The organism is Pseudomonas sp. PvP025 (assembly GCF_017832155.1).
In the GTDB taxonomy this organism is placed as follows: Bacteria; Pseudomonadota; Gammaproteobacteria; order Pseudomonadales; family Pseudomonadaceae; genus Aquipseudomonas.
In genome coordinates, this window is the sequence record NZ_JAFIBJ010000001.1 from 2,638,254 (window position 1) to 2,650,658 (window position 12,405).

Sequence of the window (12,405 nt, forward strand, 5' to 3'; positions counted from 1 at the left end):
GGGCTTGCCCGCTCGCCACAGAGGTAATGGAGCCTCCCTCATTTTAGTCTGCGTTGAAACTCAGCCCTTGCGGCACATCCACATCCCAGAGTACGCCGGCATCATTCACTGGCACTTGCTTCACGGCAGCCTGAGCAAACAGAGGCTTTGCGCCGCGATCCCCCGTCAGCGCCATTAACGAAGGGCCAAATGCCCGACCGAAAGCAACCGGATGCCCACGCTGCCCGGCATGCACTGGCACATTGATGCTTTGCAGATCATCGATCACACGCTCGATAGTCGCGGGCAGGACAAACGGCATATCCCCCAGCACCACCAACCAACCGTCAGCAGACGCACTGGCCGCAATCGCCGCCGCGATGCTGTCGCCCATCCCCGCCGATTGCAGCAGCAGGACCTCGCAGCCATATGCCCTGGCCAACCGAATGACGTCCGAACGTTCCGGCGACGTCACCAACAGCCGCGAGACGAGCTGCTCAGGCAAGTTCAGCAAAACATGCTCGATCACCGGCCGCGTTACGCCGTCCCGGCCGCTACATTGAGCCAGCAACTTATCCTCGCCCGTTTCGGCGCGAAAGCGACTGCCCTGCCCCGCCGCCAGCACAATCGCGGTCAGCGTCACTCAGCCACCGCCGCCAGCGGCTTTTTCTGCATCGGCGCCACGCCATTCTTGATCGCGACAATTTCCGCCATCAGCGACAGCGCAATTTCCGCCGGGGTGTGGCTGCCGATGTGCAAACCGATCGGCCCATGCAAACGTGCAATGGCCTCATTCGACAGGCCCAGTTCTGCGAGGTTTTCCCGGCGCTTCTGGCTGTTGACCCGCGAGCCCAGCGCGCCGATATAGAACGCGCTGGAATTCAACGCGGTCAGCAACGCCATGTCGTCCAACCGAGGGTCATGGGTCAGGCAGACGATGGCCGTGCGTTCGTCGGTCTGGATATTCAGCACCGCTTCGTCCGGCATGCCCGGCACAAAGCGACCGTGCTGCTCTTCCCAGCCGTAGACAAATTCCTCGCGCGGGTCGCAGATCAGCACTTCGAAATCCAGCAGCCGCGCCATTTCCGCCACGTACCGCGACAGTTGCCCGGCGCCGATCAGCAACAACCGCCAGCGCGGTCCATAGATGGCCCGCAGACGCTGGTCGTCAACGCTCACCACATCGGTCTTGCTGGCATCGCTGAGGGTCACCTCTCCCGTGGCCAGGTTCAGCTCGCGGGCAACGATCTGGTGATCCTCACAGCGTGCCAGCAGCTGCGCGACCCACTCCCACTCCACCACCCGCTCCTCGGTCAGGCGCAGGGTGCCGCCGCACGGCAGGCCAAAGCGCGCCGCCTCGTCGCGGGTAACGCCATAGGTCACCATCTGCACCGGCGGGCCGTCAGCGGCCAGACGGCCATCCTGCAGGCGCGCGATCAGGTCATCCTCGATGCAGCCGCCGGAAACCGAGCCAATCACCACGCCATCGCCGCGCAGGGCCAGCATCGCCCCAGGCGGACGCGGCGCACTGCCCCAGGTCTGCACCACGCTGTACAGCACCACGCGATGCCCGGCCTGGCGCCACGCCAATACGCTACGCAGGACGTTCAGATCCACACTGTCCATCTACCCTCCTGTGAGCGTTTGTTGATGAGGTATCGATTGACTCTAAAGCAAAAAATTCCAAAAGGGCGTGCGTACAAACGCAAACGCCCCGAACAGGTCGGGGCGTTTGCGGGTTGCCTTGGCGTCAGTTCACGCCATCAGCGGTTTACTTGACCACCGGAGTCGGGCCTTCGGCCACGCCCAGGTCGTCGACTTCGCGGGTTTCCGAGATACCGGTGCCGCCGGAAGCCAACTCGCTTTGCAGCTTGTCGGTGTCCAGCTCCTTGACCCACTTGGCCACAACGATGGTGGCAACGGCGTTACCCACCAGGTTGGTCAGCGCACGGGCTTCGGACATGAAGCGGTCGATACCCAGGATCAGCGCCAGGCCGGCAACCGGCAGGTGGCCGACAGCCGACAGTGTCGCGGCCAGCACGATAAAGCCGCTACCGGTCACGCCTGCAGCGCCTTTGGAGGACAGCAGCAGCACCAGCAGAAGGGTGATCTGGTGGGTGATGTCCATGTGGGTGTCAGTCGCCTGGGCGATGAACACGGCAGCCATGGTCAGGTAGATGGATGTACCGTCGAGGTTGAACGAGTAGCCGGTCGGGATCACCAGACCCACCACGGATTTCTTCGCGCCCAGACGCTCCATCTTGATCAGCATGCGTGGCAGGGCCGACTCGGAAGAAGACGTACCCAGCACGATCAGCAGCTCTTCACGGATGTAGCGGATCAGCTTGATCACACTGAAACCGTGGGCGCGGCAGATACCGCCCAGCACCACCAGCACGAACAGCAGGCAGGTGATGTAGAAGCAGATCATCAACTGGCCCAGTTGCACCAGCGAACCCACACCGTAGGCGCCGATGGTGAACGCCATGGCGCCCAGGGCACCGAGTGGCGCGAGCTTCATGATCATGTTGATGATGTTGAACATCACGTGGGCGAAGCGATCGATGAAGTCCAGCACCGGCTTGCCGTAGGCACCCAGGCGATGCAGGGCGAAACCGAAGATCACCGAGAACATCAGCACTTGCAGGATATCGCCGTTGGCGAACGCGCCGACGATGGTGTTCGGGATCACATTGAGGATAAAGCCGACGATGCTCTGGTCTTTACCGGCGGTGACGTACGCTGCGACTTTGGAGGCATCCAGGGTCGCGACGTCGATGTGCATGCCGGCGCCCGGCTGCACGACGTTCACCACGATCAGGCCGATCAGCAGGGCGATGGTGGAAACGACTTCGAAGTACAGCAGCGCGTAGCCGCCGGTTTTTCCCACCGATTTCATGCTTTGCATGCCAGCGATGCCGCTGACAACGGTGCAGAAGATGATCGGGGCAATGACCATTTTGATCAGCTTGATAAAGCCGTCACCCAGTGGCTTGAGGGCCACGCCGGTCTCCGGGTAGAAGTGGCCGAGCAAAATACCGATAACGATTGCGACGATCACCTGGAAATACAGGGATTTGTAGAGTGGCTGACGAGTCGTCATTGCAAAGTTCCTCAATCGTCCCGTGTGGCAAATATCCGCCATTGCCCACGACACTTGAATTGCGAACCCTCCTGCACTGGAGGGATTTGTTGTTTGCGAGGCCTGTAGAAACACACCTGCGCTGTAATCTTGATCGCAAACGCCGTGCCACTTTACGGAAATTTCCGTCAGGCCTTTAGACGCCAGGGATAGCGATGGACGGGCATGGCCGGCCGGGTCAGACAATGTGGCGGATTTCCGCCGGACCGACCTCTATCGTCCTACAATGTGGCGGATATCCGCCTTGGTGAGATAAGTTTGCGGGATGTGGCGCCTGGACGCACGCTCTCGCAGGCAAGCCAGCGCCCACAGTTGCCTGGATTCACCAATCAAAGTGTGGGCGCTGGCTTGCCTGCAACAGGGCGAGTGTAGCCAATGAAGATCAAACAGCCGGGAAATGAATCTTGAACGCCGCGCCACCCAATGGCGAATCGCCCAGGGTCAAGCGTGCGCCGTAGCTTTCAATAATGTCCTTGACCACCGCCAGGCCAATCCCCTGCCCCGGGTGCTGACGGTCCAGCCGTTCGCCGCGCTGCAGAATCCGCGCGCGCTGGTCGGGAGGTACGCCGGGGCCGTCGTCCTCGATGCACAGCTCGGCGCCTTCGAGGTTTTCCAGCAGGCTGATACGCACCTCCCTCACACACAGGCGGTAGGCGTTTTCCAGCAGGTTGCCGAGCAGTTCGAGCAAGGCACCCTTCTCGATCGGCACATAGCATTCATCCGGCAAGTCGAAGGACACAGCCACGCGCTTGTCGCGGTACACCTTGTCCAGCGTGTCGCACAGGCTTTGCAGCACCGGCTCAAGCCGCACCTGATGGCGCACCAGGCCGCTTTTGCGCAAGCTGGCGCGCTGCAACTGGTAGCCGATCTGCTGGCTCATACGCTCGATCTGCGATTGCAGCACCCAGGCCTGATCGCGGTCTGCCGGGCGCAGCGCCATGTCTTCGCTCACGCCCTGCAACACCGCCAGCGGGGTTTTCAGGCTGTGGGCCAGATCGTCGAGGGAATCGCGATAGCGTGCGCGTTGCTCGCGCTCACCGTGCAGCAGGCGGTTGAGAGAGCCGGTCAGGCGCAGCAATTCGCGCGGGTGTTGCTCGCTGAGGCTTTCGCGGGTGCCGCCCTCGATCTGGTCGAGTTCCTGACTCAACCGTCGCAGGGCTTGCAGGCCCCAGGTCAGGCCCAGCCACAGCAGGGTGAGCAGCACCAGCAACGCGGCGCCGAAGCCCAGGTAGAGATTTTCGCGCAGGCCTTCGAGGGTCAGCAGGTATTCGCGCACCGGTTGCAGGGCGACAATACTGAACGCGGCGCTCTTGCCGCCGAGCAGCTTGACCTCCACGTCGTACACGAAGAATTCCTGGCCGTTGGCCTCGCGAATCCGCGCAAACTCATTGCCGCGCCCGTCATAGCGCGGCTTGTAGTTGATGTTTTCTTCCTGGGTCGCCCGCGAGCGCCACACCAGATGGCCCTCACGGTCGTAGATATAGCCGAGCAGGCGGCTGTCGGTGAGGTTGAAGCGCTCGTCCGGCAACTGCGCTGGCATCAGCAGGCGGTTGTTTTCAACCCGCGCCGCCGAGATCAGGGTCGTCACGTCCGACGCCAGACGCTGCTCGATGGAATCCTGCAACGCCAGACTGAACGCGCCCTGCATGGCCGGCAGCAAACCCAGCATGAACAGCACGGCGAGGGTGGCGGCCGCCAGCATCAGGCGTACGCGAAGCGAGCGAATCAAAGGCAGCGCTCATTGAACAGGTAGCCCAGGCCACGCACGGTATCGATCGGCTTGAACCCGGCCGGGCCTTCCAGCTTGCGGCGCAGACGCCCGACCAGCACTTCGATGACGTTCGGGTCGCGCTCGTCGTCGTCAGGGTAGAGCTGTTCCATCAAGCGATCCTTGGCGACCACCTGCTGATGGTGGCGCATCAGGTACTCGAGGATCCGGTATTCGTAGGCGGTCAGCGCCAGCGGCTGTTCATCGAGCGAGGCTTGCTTGCGATTGAGGTCGAGCAGCAAGGGACCTGCGACGATGGTCGACTGGGTGAACCCGCTGGAGCGGCGCAGCAAGGCGTTCATGCGCGCTTCCAGCTCTTCAAACTGGAACGGCTTGACCACATAGTCGTCGGCGCCGGAGGCCAGGCCTTCGACCTTGTCCTGCCAGTTGCCACGGGCAGTGAGGATCAGGATCGGGAACGTCTTGGCGTCGCTGCGCAGTTTACGGATCAGGTCCAGGCCGCCCATGCCGGGCAGGCCCAGGTCGATGATGGCCAGGTCGTGATTGAACTGCCCGGTCTGATACAGGGCTTCTTCGGCATTGGCCACGGCTTCGACCACGTGCCCGCTGTCGGTCAGGCGGGTCAACAGGTGATGACGCAGCAGCGCCTCATCTTCCACCACCAGCAATTTCATAAGGCTCTCCAAGGCAATTCAACTGTCCGACAGAGGGATATCATAGCGGCCCTGCAAGTCTTGCTGGCGTATTTTAATCCCGTTGCACTGGCCGCTGAGGCGGTAACCCGCCTGCACAGCCCAGAACCCCGACGGCTGGTCCCATGCAGACTACGCACGTGCCCCTGAACTCCCCCTGAACAAGCTCTGAACCTGGCCTGAACCACTGCGGGGTATCCACTGGCGCGCCAACTCGGCAAAATACCGCGCATGACGCCCCTACCCACATGCTGCACCCCACTCGACAGCCACTGGCCCCTGCCCGCGCCCCTGCCCGGCACGGTGTTCTTCAGCACCCGCTTTGACCCGGCGCGGTTGGACAACGGCGATTTTCAGCGCTGCGCAGTGCCGCCGCCAGCGAGCATCCAGCGCTCGGTGGCCAAGCGCCAGGCAGAGTTCCTGGCCGGCCGCGTGTGTGCCCGCGCCGCCCTGCAATGCCTTGATCATTTGGACTACACCCCGGCAATTGGCGACGATCGCGCGCCGGTGTGGCCGGGGCATATCAGCGGTTCCATCACCCACAGCACCGGGCATGCGGCGGCGATTGTCGGCCACAAGGCGCAGTGGCGCGGGCTGGGGATGGATGTGGAGAACATGCTCACACTGGAGCGGGCGCAGCGTCTGGCCGCAGAGATTCTGACGGCCGATGAGTTGCAGCGCATGGCCCTGTTGCCGCAGGCACAGATTGCACAGGTGGTGACCCTGACGTTTTCGGTGAAAGAAAGCCTGTTCAAGGCCTTGTATCCGATTGTGCAAAAGCGCTTCTACTTTGAGCATGCCGAGGTGCTGGACTGGTCGGACACAGGTCACGTGCGGCTGCGGTTGCTGACGGACCTTTCCAGTGAGTGGTGCGATGGCAAGGAGCTGGAGGGGCAGTTTGTGGTGAATGACGGGCAATTGTTGAGTCTGGTGGCTGTCAGCGGCTGATACACCGCTATCGGGAGCAAGCCCCCTCCCACAGGGGAACGCATTCCAAACATGGAAGGGGGCTTGCTCCCGATAGCGGTCTCAGGGCTTACCTTGCACCCTCGGCCAGCTCAGGCTGAAACACGCCCCGCCCAGGTTATGGCTCTTGGCGATCAATGCCCGTCCGCCATGCCAGTAAATAATCCGCCGTACGATCGACAGGCCCAGGCCATGCCCACCGGAGGCACGGGTGCGGCTGTCGTCCAGACGCAGGAACGGCGTGAAGATGCGTTCCCAGGCGCTTTGCGGCACTCCCGGTCCGTCGTCCTCAACGTCGATACGGCACTGCGACGCGCCCACCTGATAGCTGATCAACACATGTGCCTGGGCGTGGCGCATGGCATTGCTTACCAGGTTTTGCAGGGCGCGGTGCAGGTAGCGCGGTTCGGCATCGACCCAGGCGTCATCCCCTTGCGCTGATGACAGGCAGTCACCTCGACTGACGGTGACTTCGCGACGCAGTGGCGATAACTCGCCGATGACCTGATCGAGCAGTGCATCGAGGTCGACCCGCTGAAAATTCAGCGCCGGTGCGCCCTGCTCCAGCCGGGCGTAGGTGAGCATTTCGTCGACCAGGCCATCAAGGTCCTGGATATCGCCGTCCATCCCGTCCAGGTATTTGCGTCGCGCTTCGGGCGTGGCCGCGTCGCCAAGCATTTCCAGGCCGAAACGCAGACGTGCCACCGGCGTGCGCAATTCGTGGGACACCGCACGCACCAGCTCGCGCTGAATCGCCAGCAATTGCTGCAGGTGCTCGGCCATGCCATTAAAGGCAGCGGCCAGGCGACCCAACGAATCGGCACCGCGTGCCGGCACACGCACTTGCAGATCACCCTCGGCGATCCGCGTGGCGGCAGCTTCCAGGCCTTTGAGGCGCCGCTCCAACTGGCGCACCAGAAAATAAACGATCAAGCCGATCAGGGTCAGGCCTGCCAGCGCAATCAGCACCAGCCATTGCACCGGATACGGATTCATTTGATACAGCGGACCGATTTCCAGCACCCAGGGCGTGCCCGCCATGCCGGCAAACACGCGGATCGAGTCACCGCCCTTGCCCAGCGCCATCACCGTATCGCCTTCCGTCACGCGGCGGCGCTGGTCGTCGTCCATATCCGCCTGGTCGAGGGCCAACAGGTGCATATCAAAGCCAAAACCCTTGGCCTCTTTCAGAGCGGCCAGGCGCTGCGGCTGCTCGGCCACGGGGAAACGCACCAATTCGTCGGCCAGCAGGTAAATCGTCGCACGGGCCAGTTGCTCGCTGATCTGCTGCACGTCGCCCGTCAGTAGCAGTTGCTCCCGTTCGCTGACCAGGCGCAGCACCCGTGCGGCATGGGGCCCGGTCTGCTCCACCAGTACCTGGCCGCGCTGCAGGCGACTGCGCTGGCCGAGGTCCAACCGGGCGTCGGCCAGTGGGCGCAGTTGCAGGGGGATGCCCAGCAGACGTTCCCACATGGCCAAGGCCCGTTGACGCTCGATGGTGTTCATGGTTTGCAGGTTGTCGCCCATCAGCGCAAATGTGCCGTGGGCCAGGCGCTCGCGGTACTGGTCGCTGCGCACTTCGTTGAGCAGGTGCAGGGCCAGCACGCCGAGCAGCGCCACCAGGACCAGGGCGGCGCACATGCCGCCGTAGATGCGCAGGAAGATCGAGTTCACAGCGACGTATCCGCAGCGGCTTGGGCGACGAACAGATAGCCTTTGCTGCGGATGGTCTTGATCAGGCGCGGGTGGATCGGGTCGTCGCCGATCTTGGGGCGAATGCGTGAGATGCGCACATCGATGGAGCGGTCCTGGCCGTCATAGCCGATGCCGCGCAGAGCGATGAAGATTTCCTCGCGGGACAGAATGCGCCCGGCGTTCGCCACCAGCAGCCAGAGCAGGTCGAATTCGGCGCTGGTCAGTTCGATAGCGACAGCGTGCAGCCAGGCTTCGCGCAGCGCACTGTCGACCACCAGCGGGCCGAACTGCAGGCGGCGCTGGTGAGGGGCGCTGGTCGGTTCTGCCGGTTCGCTGCGCCGCAACAATGCCTGGATGCGCGCCAATAAAAGGCGCGGGCGCACCGGCTTGCACACATAGTCGTCGGCGCCCAGGTCCAGGCCCTGTATCTGGTCCATGTCGTCAGTGCGCGCGGTGAGCATCAGGATCACGCCGTCATACCGCGCGCGCACCTTGCGGCAGATACTCAGGCCGTCCTCGCCGGGCAGCATCAGATCGAGGATCACCAGGTCCGGCTGCTCGGCAATGATGCGCGCCGCGGCCAGCGCACCGTTACTTTCCACCGACACCCGCAGGCCGTTGCTCTGCAGGTACTCACGGGTCAGCTCGGCCAATCGCTCGTCGTCCTCGACGATCAACAGGTGCCAGGGTGCTTGCTCCACGGGTGATCCTCGTTGTTATGAAACGCCCTCCGGCGGACACCACCCCCTTCCCACATTTGAATGTGCGCAGACCATAGCGTCTTTGTCATATTTGGGGGGCATAAGTGAGGCCGATTGTAGCCATGGGCCAGCCCTCTGACACAAGACAGGAAGTGCATTCGGTGATCGCCTTTTTTTATGGTAGGGTTCGCGCCCTTCGAAATTGCACGGCCTGCATTGCGAGCTGAATGTTCAACGACAAACGGTCAGATGCAGCAGTAATGCGGCCTACACCGGCACTGAACCTTTCTTACACATTTTACCCACGAGTTATCCACAGGTTACTGCGTTGCTAACCCCTCCAAAACGCATTATCTTGTAGCTCGGCGGCAAGGTAGACCCTACATGTGGGGTTTTCGCCCAATTTGCCCAACCACAGAAGCAGTCCCTGATTCAAGTTTTTTATGGCGTGTGCAGCGTAGAACCAACGATTTTTTTCAGTAGACCAAATCGCTTAAGCGGATGGCAGCTGTTCTCCATCCCGATATGGAAAACGGTACGGGTGTTGCAGGCAAAAGCCTGGCACTCGCAATCAAATATAGAACGTGGAGACAACCCCCCCATGCAAACCGACACAACTCGCGAGAACCCGCAGGGCTCCGTGCCGCAGGCCGCTGATTCGAACCTGGATCTGTCCGCCACCGCACCTGGCCAACTGCGCGTGATCAAGCGTAATGGCACTGTCGTTCCTTACACCGATGACAAGATCACCGTCGCCATCACCAAAGCGTTTCTTGCAGTTGAAGGCGGCAATGCTGCCGCCTCGTCGCGCATCCACGACACCGTTGCCCGCCTGACCGAACAGGTCACCGCGACTTTCAAGCGTCGCATGCCGTCGGGCGGCACCATCCACATCGAAGAAATCCAGGACCAGGTTGAACTGGCCCTGATGCGTGCCGGCGAGCAGAAAGTCGCCCGCGACTACGTGATCTATCGCGATTCGCGCGCCAAAGAGCGTGCCGTGCGCGCCCCGGCCGAAGACGCCGCGGTACAGGCTCACCCGTCGATCCGCATCACCCTGGCCGACGGTTCGTTTGCACCACTGGACCTGGGCCGCCTGAACACCATCATCACCGAGGCCTGCGAAGGCCTGGAAGAAGTCGATGGTGAGCTGATCCAGCGCGAAACCCTGAAAAACCTGTACGACGGCGTGGCCCTGACCGACGTCAACACCGCCCTGGTGATGACCGCCCGTACCCTGGTTGAACGCGAGCCGAACTACTCGTTCGTGACCGCGCGCCTGCTGATGGACACCCTGCGTGCCGAAGGCCTGGGCTTCCTGGGCGTGGCCGACAGCGCCACTCACCACGAGATGGCCGACCTGTACGCCAAGGCCCTGCCGGCCTACATCGCCAAGGGTATCGAATACGAATTGCTGAACCCGATCCTGGCCACCTTCGACCTGGAAAAACTCGGCAAGGCGATCAACCACGAGCGCGACCAGCAGTTCACCTACCTGGGCCTGCAAACCCTGTACGACCGTTACTTCATCCACAAGGACGGTATCCGCTTCGAACTGCCACAGGTGTTCTTCATGCGCGTGGCCATGGGCCTGGCGATTGAAGAGAAGCATAAAGAAGACCGCGCCATCGAGTTCTACAACCTGTTGTCGTCCTTTGACTACATGTCGTCGACCCCGACGCTGTTCAACGCCGGCACCCTGCGTCCACAGCTGTCGAGCTGCTACCTGACCACCGTGCCGGATGACCTGTCGGGCATCTACCACGCGATCCATGACAACGCCATGCTGTCCAAATTCGCCGGCGGCCTGGGCAACGACTGGACTCCGGTGCGCGCACTGGGTTCGTACATCAAGGGCACCAACGGCAAGTCCCAGGGCGTGGTGCCGTTCCTGAAAGTCGTGAACGACACCGCCGTAGCGGTCAACCAGGGTGGCAAGCGCAAAGGCGCGGTGTGTGCCTACCTGGAAACCTGGCACATGGACATTGAAGAGTTCATCGAGCTGCGCAAGAACACCGGTGATGATCGCCGTCGTACCCACGACATGAACACCGCCAACTGGATCCCGGACCTGTTCATGAAGCGCGTCTTCGATGACGGCCAGTGGACCCTGTTCTCGCCGTCCGAAGTGCCGGACCTGCACGACCTGACCGGCAAGGCCTTCGAAGAGCGCTACGAGTACTACGAAGCCCTGTCCCAGTACCCAGGCAAGATCAAGCTGTTCAAGACCATCCAGGCCAAAGACCTGTGGCGCAAGATGCTGTCGATGCTGTTCGAAACCGGCCACCCATGGCTGACCTTCAAGGACCCGTGCAACCTGCGCAGCCCGCAGCAGCACGTGGGCGTGGTCCACAGCTCGAACCTGTGCACCGAGATCACCTTGAACACCAACAAGGACGAGATCGCCGTCTGCAACCTGGGCTCGATCAACCTGCCGAACCACATCGTCAACGGCAAGCTGGACACCGCCAAGCTGGAACGCACCGTCAACACCGCAGTGCGCATGCTCGATAACGTGATCGACATCAACTACTACTCGGTGCCACAGGCGCAGAACTCCAACTTCAAGCACCGTCCGGTCGGTCTGGGCATCATGGGCTTCCAGGACGCGCTGTACCTGCAGCACATTCCTTACGGTTCGGATGCCGCGGTCGAGTTCGCCGACAAGTCCATGGAAGCGGTCAGCTACTACGCGATCCAGGCTTCCTGCGACCTGGCCGACGAGCGCGGCGCCTACGAGACGTTCCAGGGTTCGCTGTGGTCCAAGGGCATCCTGCCGCTGGATTCGCAACAGATCCTGATCGAGCAACGTGGCCAGAAGTACATCGACGTTGACCTGAACGAATCCCTGGACTGGGCGCCGGTACGTGCCCGTGTGCAAAAAGGCATTCGTAACTCCAACATCATGGCCATCGCACCGACCGCAACCATCGCCAATATCACTGGCGTGTCGCAGTCGATCGAACCGACCTACCAGAACCTGTATGTGAAATCGAACCTGTCGGGCGAATTCACCGTGATCAACCCGTACCTGGTGCGCGACCTGAAAGCCCGCGGCCTGTGGGACTCGGTCATGATCAACGACCTGAAGTACTACGACGGTTCGGTGCAGCAGATCGAGCGCATCCCGCAGGAGCTCAAAGAGCTCTACGCGACCGCCTTCGAAGTGGACACCAAGTGGATCGTTGACGCCGCCAGCCGTCGTCAGAAGTGGATCGACCAGGCGCAGTCGCTGAACCTGTACATCGCCGGCGCATCGGGCAAGAAGCTCGACGTGACCTACCGCATGGCCTGGTACCGTGGCCTGAAAACCACCTACTACCTCCGTGCCCTCGCTGCGACCAGCACCGAGAAGTCGACCATCAACACCGGCAAGCTGAACGCGGTTTCCAGCGGCAACCACGGTGATGATTCGGTGCTGGCTGCTCCAGCCGGTCCGGCGCCAGTGCCAAAGGCTTGCGCCATTGATGAGCCGGATTGCGAAGCTTGCCAATAAGCTGA

Annotated in this window: 9 protein-coding genes; 2 read left to right on the forward strand and 7 right to left on the reverse strand. The window is 62.0% G+C overall.

The window, feature by feature from the left end; translation table 11 throughout:
- Nucleotides 1–43 precede the first annotated feature (43 nt).
- The 5 genes from JOE32_RS11030 to JOE32_RS11050 all read right to left on the reverse strand — a co-directional run bounded on the left by JOE32_RS11030 (nt 44) and on the right by JOE32_RS11050 (nt 5,524).
- Nucleotides 44–622: a nucleotidyltransferase family protein gene (locus tag JOE32_RS11030; RefSeq protein ID WP_209983961.1), complete on the reverse strand. Its 579-nt coding sequence runs from the start codon at nt 620–622 to the stop codon at nt 44–46.
- A complete protein-coding gene (locus JOE32_RS11035; RefSeq protein WP_209983963.1) occupies nt 619–1,605 on the reverse strand; it encodes an XdhC family protein in 987 nt (328 codons plus the stop codon). Before JOE32_RS11035 ends, JOE32_RS11030 begins: the two co-directional genes overlap by 4 nt.
- 145 nt (nt 1,606–1,750) lie before the next feature.
- Nucleotides 1,751–3,082: a dicarboxylate/amino acid:cation symporter gene (locus JOE32_RS11040; RefSeq protein ID WP_209983965.1), complete on the reverse strand. Its 1,332-nt coding sequence runs from the start codon at nt 3,080–3,082 to the stop codon at nt 1,751–1,753.
- Nucleotides 3,083–3,503: 421 nt separating this feature from the next.
- Entirely contained in the window at nt 3,504–4,850 is a 1,347-nt protein-coding gene (locus tag JOE32_RS11045) for an ATP-binding protein (protein ID WP_209983967.1), read from the reverse strand.
- Nucleotides 4,847–5,524, reverse strand: a complete 678-nt coding sequence (locus JOE32_RS11050) for a response regulator (RefSeq protein WP_003233491.1) — start codon at nt 5,522–5,524, stop codon at nt 4,847–4,849. The genes JOE32_RS11045 and JOE32_RS11050 overlap by 4 nt, the downstream gene beginning before the upstream one ends.
- A 249-nt stretch (nt 5,525–5,773) precedes the next feature.
- Between JOE32_RS11050 and JOE32_RS11055 the strand changes: the two genes are divergently transcribed.
- A complete protein-coding gene (locus JOE32_RS11055) occupies nt 5,774–6,490 on the forward strand; it encodes a 4'-phosphopantetheinyl transferase superfamily protein (RefSeq protein ID WP_209983970.1) in 717 nt (238 codons plus the stop codon).
- 81 nt (nt 6,491–6,571) lie between these two features.
- Here JOE32_RS11055 and JOE32_RS11060 read toward each other — a convergent pair whose 3' ends face one another.
- Nucleotides 6,572–8,182, reverse strand: a complete 1,611-nt coding sequence (locus JOE32_RS11060) for an ATP-binding protein (RefSeq protein ID WP_209983972.1) — start codon at nt 8,180–8,182, stop codon at nt 6,572–6,574.
- Nucleotides 8,179–8,904, reverse strand: a complete 726-nt coding sequence (locus JOE32_RS11065; protein WP_209983974.1) for a response regulator — start codon at nt 8,902–8,904, stop codon at nt 8,179–8,181. The genes JOE32_RS11060 and JOE32_RS11065 overlap by 4 nt, the downstream gene beginning before the upstream one ends.
- Nucleotides 8,905–9,505: 601 nt before the next feature.
- Here JOE32_RS11065 and JOE32_RS11070 point away from each other — a divergent pair.
- A complete protein-coding gene (locus JOE32_RS11070) occupies nt 9,506–12,400 on the forward strand; it encodes a ribonucleoside-diphosphate reductase subunit alpha (RefSeq protein WP_209983977.1) in 2,895 nt (964 codons plus the stop codon).
- The last annotated feature ends 5 nt before the right edge of the window (nt 12,401–12,405 follow it).